The 17,139-nt window shown below is 67.8% G+C and carries 16 protein-coding genes and 2 tRNA genes; 16 read left to right on the top strand and 2 right to left on the bottom strand.

Going from position 1 to position 17,139, the window contains the following annotated elements:
• Positions 1 to 597: a PH domain-containing protein gene (locus SACXIDRAFT_RS05325; protein WP_408640373.1), complete on the bottom strand. Its 597-nt coding sequence runs from the start codon at positions 595 to 597 to the stop codon at positions 1 to 3.
• Positions 598 to 937: 340 nt separating this feature from the next.
• Between SACXIDRAFT_RS05325 and SACXIDRAFT_RS05320 the strand changes: the two genes are divergently transcribed.
• The 12 genes from SACXIDRAFT_RS05320 to SACXIDRAFT_RS05265 all read left to right on the top strand — a co-directional run bounded on the left by SACXIDRAFT_RS05320 (position 938) and on the right by SACXIDRAFT_RS05265 (position 13,017).
• On the top strand, positions 938 to 2,800 hold the full coding sequence (locus SACXIDRAFT_RS05320) for an acetolactate synthase large subunit (RefSeq protein ID WP_006237468.1): 1,863 nt from the start codon (positions 938 to 940) through the stop codon (positions 2,798 to 2,800).
• Between the two features lie 40 nt (positions 2,801 to 2,840).
• Positions 2,841 to 3,347 carry an acetolactate synthase small subunit gene (ilvN, locus tag SACXIDRAFT_RS05315; RefSeq protein WP_006237467.1) on the top strand — a complete coding sequence of 169 codons (507 nt, stop codon included), beginning with the start codon at positions 2,841 to 2,843 and terminating at the stop codon, positions 3,345 to 3,347.
• A 44-nt stretch (positions 3,348 to 3,391) separates the two neighbouring features.
• The gene (gene ilvC, locus SACXIDRAFT_RS05310) at positions 3,392 to 4,405 is read left to right on the top strand and encodes a ketol-acid reductoisomerase (RefSeq protein ID WP_006237466.1); all 1,014 of its coding nucleotides are present in this window, start codon (positions 3,392 to 3,394) and stop codon (positions 4,403 to 4,405) included.
• 80 nt (positions 4,406 to 4,485) lie between these two features.
• Positions 4,486 to 4,755, top strand: coding sequence for a DUF397 domain-containing protein (locus SACXIDRAFT_RS05305; protein ID WP_006237465.1), 270 nt, complete (start codon positions 4,486 to 4,488; stop codon positions 4,753 to 4,755).
• Between the two features lie 230 nt (positions 4,756 to 4,985).
• Positions 4,986 to 6,581 carry a phosphoglycerate dehydrogenase gene (gene serA / locus SACXIDRAFT_RS05300; RefSeq protein ID WP_006237464.1) on the top strand — a complete coding sequence of 532 codons (1,596 nt, stop codon included), beginning with the start codon at positions 4,986 to 4,988 and terminating at the stop codon, positions 6,579 to 6,581.
• Between the two features lie 127 nt (positions 6,582 to 6,708).
• Positions 6,709 to 6,996: a type VII secretion target gene (locus SACXIDRAFT_RS05295; protein ID WP_006237463.1), complete on the top strand. Its 288-nt coding sequence runs from the start codon at positions 6,709 to 6,711 to the stop codon at positions 6,994 to 6,996.
• A complete protein-coding gene (locus SACXIDRAFT_RS22235; protein ID WP_006237462.1) occupies positions 6,996 to 8,138 on the top strand; it encodes a DUF6973 domain-containing protein in 1,143 nt (380 codons plus the stop codon). Before SACXIDRAFT_RS05295 ends, SACXIDRAFT_RS22235 begins: the two co-directional genes overlap by 1 nt.
• A gap of 5 nt (positions 8,139 to 8,143) precedes the next feature.
• Positions 8,144 to 8,572, top strand: a complete 429-nt coding sequence (locus SACXIDRAFT_RS05285; RefSeq protein WP_006237461.1) for a hypothetical protein — start codon at positions 8,144 to 8,146, stop codon at positions 8,570 to 8,572.
• Between the two features lie 240 nt (positions 8,573 to 8,812).
• Complete coding sequence (locus tag SACXIDRAFT_RS05280; protein WP_006237460.1) at positions 8,813 to 9,853, top strand: 3-isopropylmalate dehydrogenase; 1,041 nt, start codon at positions 8,813 to 8,815, stop codon at positions 9,851 to 9,853.
• A gap of 41 nt (positions 9,854 to 9,894) precedes the next feature.
• On the top strand, positions 9,895 to 10,143 hold the full coding sequence (locus SACXIDRAFT_RS05275) for a hypothetical protein (RefSeq protein WP_006237459.1): 249 nt from the start codon (positions 9,895 to 9,897) through the stop codon (positions 10,141 to 10,143).
• A 208-nt stretch (positions 10,144 to 10,351) separates the two neighbouring features.
• Complete coding sequence (gene cimA / locus SACXIDRAFT_RS05270) at positions 10,352 to 11,983, top strand: citramalate synthase (protein ID WP_006237458.1); 1,632 nt, start codon at positions 10,352 to 10,354, stop codon at positions 11,981 to 11,983.
• Positions 11,984 to 12,237: 254 nt separating this feature from the next.
• Complete coding sequence (locus SACXIDRAFT_RS05265; RefSeq protein WP_006237457.1) at positions 12,238 to 13,017, top strand: fumarylacetoacetate hydrolase family protein; 780 nt, start codon at positions 12,238 to 12,240, stop codon at positions 13,015 to 13,017.
• A gap of 1 nt (position 13,018) precedes the next feature.
• Here SACXIDRAFT_RS05265 and SACXIDRAFT_RS05260 read toward each other — a convergent pair whose 3' ends face one another.
• Positions 13,019 to 14,254, bottom strand: a complete 1,236-nt coding sequence (locus SACXIDRAFT_RS05260) for an FAD-dependent oxidoreductase (RefSeq protein WP_006237456.1) — start codon at positions 14,252 to 14,254, stop codon at positions 13,019 to 13,021.
• Positions 14,255 to 14,341: 87 nt separating this feature from the next.
• On the opposite strand from SACXIDRAFT_RS05260, the gene gltX reads away from it, so the two are divergent.
• The 4 genes from gltX (at position 14,342) to SACXIDRAFT_RS05240 (ending at position 16,982) form a co-directional block, all read left to right on the top strand.
• Positions 14,342 to 15,823, top strand: a complete 1,482-nt coding sequence (gene gltX, locus SACXIDRAFT_RS05255) for a glutamate--tRNA ligase (protein ID WP_006237455.1) — start codon at positions 14,342 to 14,344, stop codon at positions 15,821 to 15,823.
• Positions 15,824 to 15,999: 176 nt separating this feature from the next.
• Entirely contained in the window at positions 16,000 to 16,692 is a 693-nt protein-coding gene (locus SACXIDRAFT_RS05250) for an HAD family hydrolase (protein ID WP_006237454.1), read from the top strand.
• Between the two features lie 93 nt (positions 16,693 to 16,785).
• Positions 16,786 to 16,857: transfer RNA gene (locus SACXIDRAFT_RS05245), tRNA-Gln, on the top strand.
• A 52-nt stretch (positions 16,858 to 16,909) separates the two neighbouring features.
• Positions 16,910 to 16,982: transfer RNA gene (locus SACXIDRAFT_RS05240), tRNA-Glu, on the top strand.
• Positions 16,983 to 17,139: the final 157 nt, after the last annotated feature.

Genomic DNA, 17,139 nt, shown 5'->3' with positions numbered 1-17,139 from the left:
CTACCGGCCGCCCGCGTCCTTCGACCGTGCCTCGGAGTTCTCCGCACTGCCCGCCGCCTCGTCGGCCGCCGGGTTCTTCGCCTCGGACTCGTCGCTCTCGCCATCGGAGCCGGGGGGTCCTTCGGCCGGTTCGGCGAGCAGCCCGGAAGGATCGGGCACCCTTCCCTCACTCACCAGGGACAGCACGGGCAGGTGCCGGGTGCGCACGGAGGGCAGCGGCACGGCGGTGTCGTCGGTGAGCACGGCGGCGACGGTGGCCTTCGGGGAGATGCTGAAGCCCTTGATCGCGTCCCACGGCAGTTCCCTTGTACCCAGCATGGTGCGCACGGTGAGGCCGTCGCGCGTCGCCACGGTGCGGGTCCGCACGATCCACACCGCGACGGCGATGGGAACGACGAGGAGCACCAGCAGGTACGGCAGTGTCGCCGCGAACGGGAACGTGCACATGAACAGCATCAGCACACCGATCAGCGCGGTTCCGGGGACGCGGAACACGGCCCTGCTGCCCTTCCCCTGGGTGCCCTCCGCCGTGCCTGCGTCGTCGGTGTCGCGCTTGCGGGTCACCGTCATGGTCGTGTCCTGCTCTCGATCCGCCACTCCACGATGGTGCACCGCAGGTCGGATGCGGTGCCACCCGGGGGCGTCCGACGATCGGAGGGTCCAGTATCCGGGATCACCATCCCGCAGAGTTGACACTGCTGACCGTGGCCGATTAACGTCGTCGCCGTGACACCGCAGCTTGTTCTCGTAATTCCCTCGCGCGTCGGCGCGTAGGGATCCTCTCTGCGTCCGACGCGCGACCCTCGTGCGACCACTCACTGGTCGGCGGGGGTTTTTTATTGCGCGGACGACGTGGCGGATCTCTGCCGGCGAGCGGACCGACAACCCCGACCGAAGCCCGACCGAAACACCGGACAACCCCACGAGGCGAGAACCGATGACTAGCGCCACCTCGCGATCGGACGCGACCGCCGGGCCGACACCGAACCCGGCGTCGCCCGGCCACTCCGCACCCCGTCCCAAGCCGACCCCGCCCGCAGGAACGCCCGTTCGAGTGACTGGCGCGCAGTCGCTCGTGCGGTCCCTCGAAGCGGTCGGCGTCGAGGTGGTCTTCGGTATTCCCGGTGGCACGATTCTTCCCGCCTACGATCCGCTCCTCGATTCCACCAAGGTGCGCCACGTCCTCGTGCGCCACGAGCAGGGCGCGGGGCACGCGGCAACCGGTTACGCGCAGGCGACGGGCAAGGTGGGCGTGTGCATGGCCACGTCAGGCCCCGGCGCGACCAACCTGGTGACGCCGCTGGCCGACGCGCACATGGATTCCGTTCCCGTTGTCGCGATCACCGGTCAGCAGACCCGGGCGCTCATCGGCACCGACGCCTTCCAGGAAGCCGACATCTGCGGCATCACGATGCCGATCACCAAACACAACTTCCTCGTCACGGAGCCGTCCGACATCCCGAGGGTGATCGCCGAGGCGTTCCACCTCGCGAGCACGGGGCGTCCCGGTCCCGTGCTGGTGGACATCCCCAAGGACGTGCTGCAGGAGACGACGTCGTTCGCGTGGCCGCCCGAGATGCGTCTCCCCGGCTACCGGCCCACGCTGCGGCCTCACGGCAAGCAGGTCAGGGAGGCCGCACGGCTCATCGCGAGGGCGAAGCGGCCCGTGCTGTACGTCGGGGGTGGCGTGCTGAAGGCCGGGGCTTCCGAGCAGTTGCGCGAACTGGCGGAGCTCACCGGCATTCCCGTGGCGACGACCCTCATGGCCAGGGGAGCGTTCCCCGACTCGCACCGCCAGCACCTCGGTATGCCCGGCATGCACGGCTCGGTGGCCGCGGTCGCGGCCATGCAGCGCGCCGACCTGCTCGTGGCGCTCGGCGCTCGGTTCGACGACAGGGTGACGGGCAGGCTGGAGTCGTTCGCTCCCGACGCCACCGTCGTGCACGCCGACATCGACCCCGCCGAGATCTCCAAGAATCGCAAGGCCGACGTCCCCATCGTCGGTGACTGCGCCGAGATCATCACCGAGCTGATCGCCGCGGTGAAGGCGGAGACGGCGAACGACGGTCTGGCGGATCTGTCCGCCTGGTGGTTGCAGCTCGACTCGTGGCGCGACACGTTCCCCTCGGGATACGAGTGGCCCTCCGACGGGACGCTGGCCCCGCAGTACGTCATCGAGCGCATCGGCGAACTTGTCGGACCCGACGCCGTCTACGTGGCAGGGGTCGGCCAGCACCAGATGTGGGCGGCGCAGTTCATCTCCTACGAGCAGCCGAGGACGTGGATCAACTCGGGCGGGCTCGGCACGATGGGTTTCGCCGTCCCCGCCGCCATGGGCGCCAGCTTCGGGCGGCCGGACAAGCAGGTGTGGGCCATCGACGGCGACGGCTGCTTCCAGATGACCAACCAGGAACTCGCCACGTGTGCCATCGAGGGCGCCCCCATCAAGGTCGCCGTCATCAACAACGGCAACCTCGGCATGGTGCGGCAGTGGCAGAACCTCTTCTACTCCGAGCGGTACTCCAACACCGATCTCGGAACGCACAAACACCGTATCCCCGACTTCGCGTTGCTCGCCGAGGCGCTCGGCTGCGCGGGACTGCGCTGCGAGACGAAGGACGGTGTTGACGACACCATCCGGAGAGCCATGGAGATCAACGACCGGCCCGTCGTGATCGACTTCGTGGTCGGCAAGGACGCGCAGGTCTGGCCGATGGTCGCGGCCGGTACGAGCAACGACGAGATCATGGCGGCGCGGGGAATCCGGCCGCTGTTCGACGAGGACGAGGTGTCGCAGTGAGCTTGCCGCGGACCGAGCAGCGAAAGGAGCGGAAACGCTCATGAGCAACCACACACTGAGCGTTCTCGTCGAGAACGTGCCCGGCGCGCTCGCCAGGGTGTCCGGACTCTTCTCCCGCCGCGGTTTCAACATCGAATCTCTCGCAGTCGGGCCCACGGAGAACCCCGAGGTGTCCCGGATGACGATCGTGGTCGCCGTCGAGGAACAGCCACTCGAACAGGTGACCAAGCAGCTCAACAAGCTCGTCAACGTCATCAAGATCGTGGAACTCGACCCCGCCCACTCGGTGCAGCGCGAACTGCTGCTCGTGAAGGTCAGGGCCGATGCCACGGTGCGCAGTCAGGTGCTGGAGACCGTGCAACTGTTCCGCGCCAAGGTCGTCGATGTGTCGCCGGAGGCATTGACGATCGAGGCGACCGGCACCCACGACAAGATCAACGCGCTGCTGCGCATGCTGGAGCCCTACGGCGTGCGTGAGCTGGTGCAGTCGGGCATGGTCGCCGTGGGCAGGGGTGCCCGCTCGATCACGGCGACGGCGACCCGCTGACGCCCCCGACCGCCCTATCGAATCGAAAGGAAGTACCACCCCTCATGTCAGTCGAAATCTTCTACGACGCCGACGCCGACCTCGGCATCATCCAGGGGCGCAAGGTCGCTGTGATCGGCTACGGCAGCCAGGGCCACGCGCACGCGCTGAGCCTGCGCGACTCCGGCGTTGACGTCCGCATCGGGCTTGCCGAGGGGTCGAAGTCGTGGGCCAAGGCCGAGGACGAGGGCCTGAGGGTCGTCACGACGGCCGAGGCCGCCGCCGAAGCCGACCTGATCATGATCCTCACGCCGGACACGAAGCAGCGCGCGATCTACGAGCAGGACATCGCGCCGAACCTGAAGGACGGCGACGCGCTGTTCTTCGGCCATGGCTTCAACATCCGTTACGGTCTCGTCAAGCCGCCGTCCAATGTGGATGTCGCGATGGTGGCGCCGAAGGGACCGGGTCACCTGGTGCGCAGGCAGTTCGTTGACGGCAAGGGCGTGCCGTGCCTCATCGCGGTCGAGCAGGACGCGAGCGGCAACGCGCAGGCGCTCGCGCTGTCCTACGCTGCGGCCATCGGCGGTGCGAGGGCCGGTGTCATCAAGACGACGTTCACCGAGGAGACCGAGACCGATCTCTTCGGCGAGCAGGCCGTGCTGTGCGGTGGCGCGTCGGCTCTCGTGCAGACCGGTTTCGAGGTGCTCACCGAGGCGGGCTACGCGCCGGAGATCGCCTACTTCGAGGTGCTGCACGAGCTCAAGCTGATCGTGGACCTCATGTACGAGGGTGGTATCGCGCGGATGCGGTACTCGATCTCGGACACGGCCGAGTACGGCGATCTGACCCGGGGCCCCCGGGTGATCACGCCCGAGGTCAAGGAGAACATGAAGGCAATTCTTCGTGAAATCCAGGACGGCACGTTCGCCAGGGAATGGGTCGCCGAGGACGAGCGGGGCAGGGCCAACTTCGCCGCGTTGCAGAAGGCCGGTGAGGAACACCCGATCGAGGAAACCGGGCGCAAGCTGCGCGGTTTGATGTCGTGGGTGGACCGGCCGATCACCGAAACCGCCTGATCGCCACCGGTGCCGGGTCCGCAGGTCCCGGCACCGTTTCGGCTGTCCGAGGGGTGGCCGATGTCCTACTCTGGCCCCCCATGAAGAACGATTCTTCCGTTGTCGATGACAAGTTCCACGTTCGCGACGAACTGGACCTCTCCACCGCGCTGTGGCGGCGCCTCGGCGACGACCCTGAAGGAGCGAGCGGCACCGTGGAGTACGCATTCGTCGCTCACCGCGACGCGGCGACGTACGTGGTGCTGCGCGAAGCGGCCGATCCGGACGGCACCGTTCTCGTTTTCACGCCGTCCGAATGGGACGCCTTCCTCCTCGGCGCACGAGCAGGCGAGTTCGACCGTCCGCACTGACACCCCGCACCGTGTCCGCGGTCTGTGCACGCATGTTCGCGTCGGGCGACGTCGGCACAGGTGCCTGAACCGCGGACACACGCGATGCCGGGGCGATTCGTGTCGGCTACCGCATCGTGCTTCTCGGGAGGCGTTGCGGGACTACACTTCGGGCGTCGAGGACACAGTGTCGTGGCCCTGTCAGTGAGCGTCTGCGAACGGCCCCACACCTTTGAGACGAAAGGCGCATCGTGACCAATTCCAGCCAGCCCGTCGTTCTCCTCGCCGAGAAACTCGCCCCTTCCACCGTCGCGGTGTTCGGTGACGAGGTCGAGGTCCGCCACGTGGACGGCACCGACCGCCCGGCGCTGTTGCAGGCGGTGAGGGACGCCGACGCGCTTCTGGTGCGATCCGCCACCAAGGTGGACAAGGAGGTCCTCGGCGCCGCCCCGAAGCTGAAGGTCGTGGCGAGGGCAGGCGTCGGTCTCGACAACGTCGATGTACCCACGGCCACCGAGCGCGGTGTGCTCGTGGTGAACGCGCCGACGTCGAACATCGTGTCGGCGGCCGAGCACGCGGTCGCGTTGCTGCTGGCCGTGGCCCGCCGGGTTCCGGCCGCTGACCAGAGCCTGCGGGGCGGCGAGTGGAAGCGCAGCGCCTACTCGGGCGTGGAGGTCTCCGGCAAGACCGTCGGCGTCGTGGGGTTCGGCAAGATCGGACAGCTCGTGGCGGCCCGGCTCGCCGCGTTCGACACGAAGCTTCTCGCCTACGACCCCTATGTCTCGGCCGCGAGGGCGGCACAGCTCGGGGTCGAACTGGTATCCCTCGACGAATTGCTCGAGCGTGCCGACATCATCTCCATCCACCTTCCCAGGACCCCGGAGACCAAGGGCCTCATCGGCGCTACCGCGCTCGCGAAGGCCAAGCCCGGTGTGCTGATCGTCAACGCCGCCCGCGGCGGGCTCATCGACGAGAGCGCGCTCGCTGAGGCCCTGCGCGAGGGCCGGGTCGGTGGCGCGGGCATCGACGTGTTCGCCGAGGAACCCACCACGTCGAGCCCGCTGTTCGAGCTGCCGAACGTCGTCGTGACCCCCCACCTCGGTGCGTCCACACGGGAGGCGCAGGACCGCGCGGGTACCGACGTGGCGCGTTCGGTTTTGCTGGCGCTGCGCGGCGACTTCGTGCCGGATGCCGTCAACGTGGCGAGCGGAACGGTGGGCGAGGAGGTCCGGCCGTACCTGTCGCTGACCCAGAAACTCGGCACCGTGCTCTCGGCGTTCAGCACGAAGGCCCCCGCCTCGGTGTCCGTGACGGCGGCCGGTGAACTCGCCAGCGAGGACGTGAGCGTGCTTCAGCTCGCGGCGCTGCGCGGAGTGTTCTCCGGCGTCGTGGAGGACCAGGTGACGTTCGTGAACGCGCCGCGTCTCGCCGAGGAACTCGGCGTGCAGGTGAGCGTGTCCACCGAACCGGAGAGCCAGAACTACCGCAGCCAGGTCACCGTTCGCGTCGTGCACACCGACGGCAGTGCGCACTCCGTGTCCGGTGCGGTGACGGGCAAGGACGACGTCCCGAAGCTCATCGAGGTCAACGGCAGGCACTTCGACATTCGCGCCGAGGGGCACATGCTGCTGCTGGAATACCCCGACCGGCCAGGGATCATGGGCAGGGTGGGCACGCTGCTCGGCGAGGCCGGCATCAACATCGAGGCCGCGCAGATCAGCCAGACCACCGACCGATCCGATGCTGTCATGCTGCTCCGGGTTGACCGCGCCGTTGACAGCCACATGCTGGAGCCGATCGGTGCCACCGTTGACGCCAGGCTGATCCGGGCGTTGAACTTCGACTGACACCCCGACCCCTTCCGCCCCTCTGCGGAACCAGTTGCGCAGGTCACACGTCCTAGTACTGTCCGCGTGGGCGCGGGACCGGACCGACCGCGTCCACGGATTCCGACGAGACGCTGGGGGTCGGCACATGGGATTCGAGGTGGTCACCGCGTCCTTGCGGGAAGCCGCGGGCGCGGCGGAGGACGCCGCCGACCAGCTCCGCTCTGTGGATCTCTCCGTGGTGGGGGATCTGGCGAAGGCGCTGCCTGGGACCCGCGCATCGGGCAGCGCCACCAAGGTGGCGGAGCAGTGGGGCGACGAGACCTCGGGCTGGGCGAAGGCGATGGACGGCTATGCGAAGAAGCTGACGTCCGCCGCCGACGCCTACGACACCAATGACCGGGACGCCGGTGACACGGTCGGTGGAGGCAACTGATGGTCTCCTGGAACGACGCCGAGCAGTGGAACGCCGACGGTGTCGCCGCGGTCGGTGACGCTCTCGTGAAGGCCCGCAACGCGATCGTCGCGCTCGAGGACGAACTCACCGAGTCCGTCTCTCCCAAGGAATGGAGCGGCCCCAGCGCGGAGTCCGCGCGGCGGGACCTGGCCAAGCACCGGCAGGATCTGGAGACCCTCGCGGCCGAGGTGGCCTCGATGGCGACCACGGTCGATACCGTCGAGGACGCGGTCCGCGGGCTCCGGCGGGAGATCGACGAGGCGAAGAGCCTGGCGTCGAGCCACGGTCTCCGGATCGACAACGGCACCGTCGTCGCGCCGGAGGGCGTCACGACGCTGCCGGCGGAGCTGGCCAGGTCCGCGGTCGCCGAGCGGGTGAAGGCCATTCTCGACAAGGCCGCCGCTGTGGACACCGACCTCGCCGCCATGCTGGACAGGGTGCTCGCGAACAAGATCAGTGACGCCGGTGCCACCACGCTCGCCGAGGCTGCCGCAGCGGGGGAGGAGCGCGTCCGGCTCGATCAGATCCTCAAGAACTACCAGGTGAGCCCCGACCCTGACGGGACAGTGAACTTCTTCGGCCAAACGGTCACGAAGTCCGAGGCCGACCTGCTCGACGATCTCGGTCTGCTCGGGATCAAAGACATGTACGACATCCGCAACAAGGCGTTCGGGACGGCGGACGACCGCTTCCCCGGACAGGATGGCAACGACAGCCACAGGGACGCCTTCCGGCACGCGTACTGGAACGCGCTCATGACGCAGAAGTTCGGCGAGGAGTGGGCGCAGAAGTACGGAACGGCCCACGAGCGGCTTCCGGGCAACCCCGCCGACAGGGAGGCCATGGACCTCTACAACAACGAGGTCGGGCGCAAGATCGCCGCGGCGAACCCCGACGCGAGCCCCGAGGAGCTGGCGAACCTCGTGGAGAAGGCGGTGGAGGACGGCCGCACGGTGGTGATCGACAAGAACGGCGAACTCGCCTACAGCAACGACGTCGCCGGTGGACAGACAGGCCACGCCGACGATCCGGCTCCGGAGAAGGAGGGCGGTGAGCGAGGCAGTTCGCACACCAGCGGGGGCTCCGGCGACGGAAGTGGCGATTACGACTGGGGTAGCTGAGCACGATGCGCAAACTGGCGGTGTTGTTCGTTCTCGTCCTGGCGGTGTGCGCCGGGTGTGGCTGGGGAGGAGTGCGAGTGGAGCACGACGAGCGGTTGCAGGACAGGCTGAGGGAGCTGAGTGCGGCACGGGGCTCGGCTGCGCTGGCTGAGGTGGAGGGCGGCGAGTGGGACACCGTGTACGTGTTCGGCGAGGGAACCTCCGCGGAGCGGGTCGAGCGTGAGGTCGGCAGCGCGGTGCTGAGCGAGGAGTACTACTACGACGCGGGGAACCTTCTCGTTTTCGTCCTGGACGGCGAGGTAACGCGCGCCGTCACGGTGCTTCCCGACCTGCTGGCCACGGGCGGGAGGGCGAAATGGAGCCGCGACGTCCGGTTGGAGCCGCAGGGTCAGCGCGCGCCTGCGGTGCTGCGGTTGGTCGAGCCCGCTCGGTAGCGGCCTTCTACTGTGGATCGACTTGGCGCGGCGCGGTGCGGGCGTGGCCAACCGCACCGCGTTCGGATGCCCTTTTGGCCGATCCATATGACACGATTGAGTGACGAGTATCTGCTCGGCTGCGGCGGATGGGTGGTCGTGCTTCGACCGATCGGCGACCAACGGTAACCTGCCGTCGCTGGAGTTCGATCGCGGATGGGCTTCCGGGGCGCCGGGTGCCTGACTGACGGAGGTGTGTGGATGCGGCTTGCTGTGATCCCCGGCGACGGGATCGGCCCTGAGGTCGTGACCGAGGCGCTGAAGGTACTCGCCGAGGTCGTCCCGAGTGCCGAGATCACCAAGTACGACCTCGGAGCGTCCCGCTGGCACGCCACGGGCGAGCTGCTTCCCGAGTCGGTGTTGAGCGAGCTGCGCCAGCACGACGCCATTCTGCTCGGCGCCGTCGGCGACCCGAGCGTGCCGAGCGGCATCCTCGAACGCGGACTCCTGCTGCGCCTTCGGTTCGAACTCGACCACCACGTCAACCTCAGGCCGGGACGGCTCTACCCGGGTGTGCGGGGCCCGCTCGCCGATTCCGGCGAGATCGACCTGCTCGTGGTGCGGGAAGGCACAGAGGGGCCTTACGCGGGCAACGGCGGGCTGCTCCGCAAGGACACCGAGCAGGAGATCGCCACCGAGGTCAGCGTCAACACGGCCTTCGGCATCCGCAGGGTGGTGGCCGACGCTTTCGCCCGCGCCGAGCAGCGTCCACGCAAGCACCTCACGCTCGTCCACAAGACCAACGTCCTCGAACACGCCGGTTCGCTGTGGTCCCGGATCGTGGAGGAGGAGTCGCTCGCGCACCCCGACGTCACCGTGGCGTACTCGCACGTGGACGCCGCCACGATCCACCTCGTCACGGACCCCGGCCGGTTCGACGTGATCGTCACCGACAACCTGTTCGGCGACATCATCACCGACCTCGTCGCGGCGGTCACGGGCGGAATCGGGCTCGCGGCGAGCGGCAACCTCGACATCACGCGCCGCAACCCCAGCATGTTCGAACCCGTTCACGGCAGCGCGCCCGACATCGCGGGTCAGAACCTCGCCGACCCCACCGCGGCGGTGCTGTCCGTGGCGTTGCTGCTCGACCACCTCGGTGAACGGGAGTCCGCCCGCCGTATCGAGGCGTCCGTGGCGTTCGACCTCGCGACCCGCGACCAGAACTCACCCGGCAGCACCCAGGCCATCGGAGACCGCCTCGCCGCGCTCGTCTCCTCCAATGCCCGCAAGGCGAGCTGAGGCCGCCGTTTCCGTGCCGGGCGCCCGGGTATCCGGCGTCCATGCTCACCTGGTTCAAGAACCTGCTGGGACGTCGGCAACCGGCGTCCTCCAGTGCGTCCGAGGCCGACACCGCCGACGACCCCGCCACGTCGCGGGCGCGGCCGACGGGCGGCAGGAGTGGTGACAGGGGCGACGATCGCTCGACCACCGGCCCCGGGCACAGTGGCACGTTCGTCGGCCGGATCGAGGGTGACGACCTCGGTTACGCCGGGGAGACAGGAGCCGAACGGCGCAGCGACGACCGGTGAAGGGCGGGCGCGCGTGCGTCCACAGTCCGGACTCACCATCGTGCCCGCCCGGGTCTGTGGCAGTATGGGCGGCATGACCACCTCACACGTGATCATTATCGGCAGGCGCGCCGGGTAACGCTGAATTCTCAGCATCCGGCGCGCGGACCTCTCGCATCCTTGGCGGGGGGTCTTTTTTGTTGGCCGCTCATCGTCCCAAGGAGATCCCGTGAGCCGCACGGAGCCACAAGGCACCCCGCTCTCAGACCAGTTCCACCTGTACGACACGACATTGCGCGACGGAGCCCAGCGCGAGGGCATTTCCTATTCCATCGCGGACAAGCTGGCTGTGGCGAGATTGCTCGATGACCTCGGCGTCGGGTTCATCGAGGGAGGTTGGCCGGGAGCGCTGCCGAAGGACACGGAGTTCTTCGCGAGGGCGGCAGCGGGGGAACTCCCGTTGCGGCACGCGGTACTCGTCGCGTTCGGTTCCACCCGGAAAGCGGGGGTCGCCGTGGCCGACGATCCTCAGGTGCGTGCGCTGCTCGACTCTCAGGCGCCCGTCGTGACGCTCGTGGCCAAGTCGGACGTCCGCCACATCGAGCGGGCGTTGCGGGTGGACGTCGAAGAGGCGTGCGCGATGGTGCGTGACACCGTGTCGTTCCTTGTCGGTGAGGGGCGGCGGGTCTTCGTGGACGCCGAACACTTCTTCGACGGCTACGCGCACGACGCCGACACAGCGCTGCGGGTGCTCGACGCCGCGGGCCAGGCAGGCGCGGACGTCGTGGTGCTGTGCGACACCAACGGCGGGCAACTCCCGCTGGGAATCGCCGAGACGGTGAGTGAGGTCGCCGACCGCACGGGCTTGCGGCTGGGCATCCACTGCCAGGACGACACGGCGTGCGCCGTGGCCAACACCATCGCCGCGGTGCAGGCGGGGGCCACCCACGTGCAGTGCACCGCCAACGGCTACGGAGAGCGTGCGGGTAACGCGGACCTGTTCGCCGTGGTGGGCAATCTCGTGACGAAGCTGGGCATGCCGGTGCTGCCTCCGTCCCGGATGCCGGAGCTGACGCGAACGGCGCACGCGCTGGCTGAACTGGCCAACCTCGCTCCCGAGGAGCATCAGGCGTACGTGGGCTCGTCGGCGTTCGCGCACAAGGCGGGATTGCACGCGAGCGCCATCAAGGTCGATCCGTTGCTCTACAACCACATCGACCCGGCCGATGTGGGCAACGACATGCGTGTGCTCGTGACGGAAATGGCGGGAAGGGCGAGTCTCGAACTCAAGGGGCGGCAACTCGGTGTGGACCTGGCGGAGAAGCCGGAGGCACTCGCGGGCGCGTTGAAGAAGGTCAAGGCGCTGGAGGCCGAGGGCTGGTCCTTCGAGGCGGCCGACGCCTCACTGGAGTTGTTGCTGAGGGAGGAAGCCGAGGGCGCGCCGGCGCAGCCGCCGTTCCGGCTGGAGTCCTACCGTGTCGTGCTCGACCACCACGTCGGCGGTGACGTGGGCGCGGAGGCCACGGTCAAGATCCACGTCGGTGGTGAGCGGGTCATCGCGACAGCGGAGGGCAATGGGCCGGTGCACGCGCTCGACGCCGCGTTGCGCAAGGCATTGCGGGGGCACCTGTCCTGGTTGGACAGCGTGGAGTTGTCCGACTACAAGGTGCGCATCCTCGTCGGCAAGACCGGAACGGACGCCGTGACCCGCGTGCTGGTGGAATCGAGCGACGGCGACCGAACGTGGACGACCGTCGGCGTGCACGCGAACATCGTCGAGGCGAGCTGGCTCGCTCTGTGCGACGCGCTGGTGCACAAGGCGCTGGCGGTGTCCGGTGCCGCCGGGGAAATGCGTCCGTGAGGTGCCGACACCCGGAATCGTGTCCGCACCTCACGCACGCGAGTTTGCACCTCATGCACGCGAGTGTGCGTCGCAGGGCGCAAGCACACGTGCGGGAAGTGCAAACACACATGCGGGAGTGCGGGAAGTGCCGACACCCGTGCGTGAGGTGCCGACACGCGTACGGGAAGTGCAAGCATGCGTACGAGAGGTGCGGACACGGTGATTCCGGGCTGTGGACATGGCGGAGGGGTGGCTCGCGTTAGGATGGTGCCGTGCGTTTGGCTCGGATCGCTCATCCTGATGGCGTCGCGTTCGCTTCCATCGAGTCCGACGGTGGTGACGACGCCTCGGCTCAGGTCCTCGAGATCGCTGAACATCCGTTCGGGCAGCCGAACTTCACCGGAAGGCGATGGCCGCTCGCGGATGTGCGGTTGCTGGCTCCCATCCTGCCGACCAAGGTCATCGCGGTGGGCCGCAACTACGCCAAGCACGCCGAGGAGTTCGGCAACGAGGTTCCGGCCGATCCCATGATCTTCTTGAAGCCCTCGACAAGCGTCATCGGCCCCAACGCGGCCATCAAGCTGCCGCCCGCCTCGTCGCGGGTCGATTTCGAGGGAGAGCTTGCCGTGGTCATCGGCAGGCCGGTCAAGAACATCACGGCCGAGCAGGCTCCTGCGGCCATCCTCGGCTACACCGTCGCCAACGACGTGAGTGCGCGCGACCTCCAGGCGTCCGACGGCCAGTGGGGAAGGGCCAAGGGCTTCGACACGTTCTGTCCCGTCGGGCCGTGGATCGAGACGGCGATCGACCCGTCGGATCTGCGGATCACCTCCGAGATCGACGGCACCGTGAAGCAGGACGCGCGCACGTCGGCGATGGTGCACAAGGTGGCGGATATCGTGGCGTTCGTGTCGTCGGTGATGACGTTGCTGCCGGGCGACATGATCCTCACCGGCACACCGGAGGGCGTCGGCCGCATCGAGGACGGCCAGACAGTGTCGATCACCATCGAAGGCATCGGAACCCTGAGCAACCCGGTGCAGTCCACCTGACTCATCGTCGCCGCGCGAACGTCGGCGCACGCTCGGGCCGTGGCCCGACTCCGATGAGGAAGGCGGGCACGGCCGAAAGCCACGGGGCCGTTCGCAGGGTCTTCGTCAACGGCTTCGGTGGTCCGGAGCGCCTGCCCTCCATGACGGGGGCGACAATGACACGGTGCAGCAGTCGTTGCAGCCCCTGCACGACGATCGTCGGCATGGTGCGCCTTCGCTGAACCGCCGCGAGTGTCCGCTCGTCCACCTTGCCCCTGCGCAGCGGACGTGCCAGCAGGCGTGCGGCGGCGACCGCGTCCTGCACTGCGAGATTGATGCCCACACCGCCGATCGGCGACATCGCGTGGGCCGCGTCGCCGAGACACAGCAGGCCGTCCCTGTGCCACCGGTCGAGCCGGTTCAGCCGGACGTCGAGGTGTTTGATCTGCTCCATCGTAGTCAGTTCGCCGACCCGATCGGCAAGCTCCGGAACCAACTCGGCGATGTCGCGCCGGAAGGCGTCGATACCGCGTGCGCGTAACTCCGCGTCGAGGCCCTTCCGCGCGATGTAGGCCATCTGGTAGTAGCCGTGGCGCGGAACGGTGATGCACATCTTCGAGCCGCGCAGGTACGGCCTGAGCTGGTCAGGCCCCTCGCCGGGTTCGCGTTCCAGCCGGAACCACCACACGTCGATCGGCACGGACGATTCCTTGGGCCGCAGGCCCGCCTGCTCGCGTGCCAGTGACCAGCGGCCGTCGCAGGCCACCGTGAGGTCGGCGAGCAGGGTGTGCGTCGTCCCGTCCTCGGTGCGGTAGCGCACACCGTTCACTCGGCCCCGCTCCCTGATGAGTTCGGTGACCTGCGAGCGCATGCGCAGTGAGAACGTCGGCTCCTCTGAGGCTGCGTCGGCGAGCAGCGTCAGGAAGTCCCATTGCGGAGTGATGGCGATGTACGGGTACGGGTGGCCGAATCGGCGCAGGTGGTCGAGGTTCCCGACGACGGTCTGCCGTCCTTGCTCGTCGGGGAAGGCGATCTCGGTGATCTTCGTCTGGGGAAGCTCGGCGAACCTGGTGCCGAGGCCGAGGTCGTCGAGCAGCCGCAACGTTGACGGATGCACGGTGTCGCCACGGAAGTCGCGCAGGAAGTCTTTGTGCTTCTCCAGCACGGTGACCTCGACACCCGCCCTGGCCAGGAGAAGGCCGAGGACCATTCCGGCGGGGCCGCCGCCGATGACGGCACACGTCGTCCTCTCACTCATCGCCGCTCCCTTATTTCAATGTGTGTTGAATAAATTCACCATGCACGACGTCGCGGCCTCCGTCAAGGGCGTTACTCTGACAGGGCTATGAGTGAGACGAAGGCCGTACGTGCCCGCTTCTGTCCTTCGCCGACCGGAACCCCGCACGTGGGACTGATCCGGACGGCGCTGTTCAACTGGGCTTTCGCCCGCCACCACGGCGGCTCCCTCGTGTTCCGCATCGAGGACACCGACGCCGCGCGTGACAGCGAAGAGTCCTACGAGGCTCTGCTCGACGCGTTGCGCTGGCTCGGTCTTGACTGGGACGAAGGCCCCGAGGTCGGCGGCGACTACGGCCCCTACCGGCAGAGCCAGCGCGGTGACATCTACGCCGACGTCGCGCGGAAACTGCTCGACGCGGGCGAGCTGTACGAGTCGTTCTCCACAGGTGAGGAAGTCGAGCAGCGCCGTCGCGACGCGGGCCAGGACCCCAAACTCGGCTACGACAACTTCGACCGCGACCTCACCGGCGAACAGAAGCAGCGCTACCGCGACGAGGGCCGCGCCCCCGTGCTCCGCCTTCGCATGCCGGACGAGGACCTCGGCTGGAACGACCTCGTGCGCGGCGAGATCACGTTCAAGGCCGGAACCATTCCCGACCCCGTGCTCGTGCGGGCCAACGGGCAGCCCCTCTACACGCTGACCAACCCGGTCGATGACGCGCTGATGCGCATCACCCACGTGCTGCGCGGCGAGGACCTTCTGCCGTCAACGCCGCGGCAGATCGCCCTGTACTCCGCACTGCGGCGCATCGGGGTCACCGACTTCACGCCCGAGTTCGGACACCTGCCCTACGTCATGGGCGAGGGCAACAAGAAACTGTCCAAACGCGACCCCAAGTCGAACCTGTTCAACTACCGTGACCAGGGTTTCATCCCCGAGGGCCTGCTGAACTACCTCGCGCTGCTCGGCTGGTCGATCGCCGACGACAGGGATGTGTTCACCGTCGAGGAACTGGTCGCCGCCTTCCAGATCACGAAGGTCAGCGCCAACCCGGCCCGCTTCGATCCCAAGAAGGCCGAAGCCATCAACGGAACCCACGTGCGGGCGCTGCCCACCGAGGAATTCGTCCGGCGCACCGTGCCGTACCTCGTGGCGGCGGGCGTACTGCCCGAGCAGCCGACGGACGAGCAGAAGGAGAAGCTCCGCACCATCGGTCCACTCGTGCAGGAACGCGTCACCGTCCTGTCCGACGCCGTGAACCTCGTGCGCTTCCTCTTCGTCCCCGAGGACACCTTCGCACCAGAGGAAGCCGCGGCCACCAAGAATCTCGGCGCCGACGCCGAACCCGTACTCCGTGCCTCCGTTGAGGCACTGGAGAAACTCGAGGACTGGCGCACCGACGCCATCGAGGCCGCGCTGAAGAACGCCCTCGTTGACGGACTGGGTCTCAAACCCAGGAAAGCGTTCGCTCCCGTCCGCGTCGCTGTGACCGGGCGCACGGTGTCACCACCGCTGTACGAGTCCATGGAACTACTCGGCCGCGAGAATTCACTCGGGCGGTTGCGTCGCGCCATCCCGGGCCACTGAGCGTAGAGAACCTGGACCGAAACAGAGGTGGCTTCATCACCTACTCGGCAGAGTTGGTGGCACGGAATCTGCCCTAGCCTCGCGGGGTGGCTTCCCTGCTTGGCTCACCATCGGCATCGCACACTGCCTCCGAACTCGACGGTGCTCCTCCCTGGACTCCGCCCGAACTACGGTTGGTGTGCCTGGACATCGACGACACGCTGATCGACTTCACGGCGGCAGGCAGGAGCTCGCTCGAGCTCTTGATCGGCAGGACCGACATGTGGCCACTGTGGGAGCACATCACCGACGACCACGTCGCCCGGGTCGTGGCAGGCGAGCTGGCATACGCCGACATGCACGCCACCAGGACCCGGGCCTTCCTCGCCGAACTCGGCGTCGCCGTTGACACCGCACAGGCCAGGGAATTCGAACTGCGCCGCAAAGCATTCCTGCGGCACTCCTGGCGGTTGTTCGACGACGTCTTGCCCTGCCTGGAATGGCTCAAAGCCGCAGGCGTGAAACTCGCCGCTGTGACGAACGCATCAGGCGCCCACCAACGAGACAAACTCGCCGGACTCGGCCTCGGAACCTTTTTCGACCACATCGCCATCGCAGGCGAAATGGGAGTGGCCAAACCCGACCCTGTGATGTTCCACAAAGTCTGCTCCGCCATCGGCTGCGAGCCCACACATGCCGTCCACGTCGGCGACAAACTGATCACCGACGCCATCGGCGCCCGCGACGCGGGACTCGGCGGCGTATGGCTCGACCGGCACAGGCTCGACGTCGAGATACCCGACGGCGTCCACGTCCTCAACACCCTCGCAGACCTGCCTGAACTGCTCGTTTCCGAGTTCGCGCGGCTCGGCGTCCCCACACCACGTTGATGTTGGGACCCCCCGTGGCAGCCCGCTCCGCGGCATGCACTAGTATTTCTTCCCAGCGGAGCCGATCCGGAGAGATCCGGTGAAGAACCGCGATGGGGTATGGTGTAATTGGCAGCACGACTGATTCTGGTTCAGTTAGTCTAGGTTCGAGTCCTGGTACCCCAGCGCGAAGCGAAGAAAACCGATCTGGTAGACTTCACCTCGCACACAGCGACAAGCCCCCGTCGTCTAGCGGCCTAGGACGCCGGCCTCTCACGCCGGTAGCGTGGGTTCGAATCCCATCGGGGGTACGGAAAGAGCGGGAGAGCCCTCTCTGCGGAAAGCGCAGAGGGGGCTCTTTCTTATGTGTTTTGTGGGGGCCGAGCCCCCACACCCCAGCCGGGGGCAAGCCCCCGGACCCCCGGCCGGTCACCTTGATCACACAGGCTTGTGTGGGTGCTGTCCCGG

The sequence above is a fragment of the Saccharomonospora xinjiangensis XJ-54 genome (assembly GCF_000258175.1).
Classification (GTDB): Bacteria; Actinomycetota; Actinomycetes; order Mycobacteriales; family Pseudonocardiaceae; genus Saccharomonospora; species Saccharomonospora xinjiangensis.
This window is presented reverse-complemented; position numbering and strand designations above follow the sequence as displayed.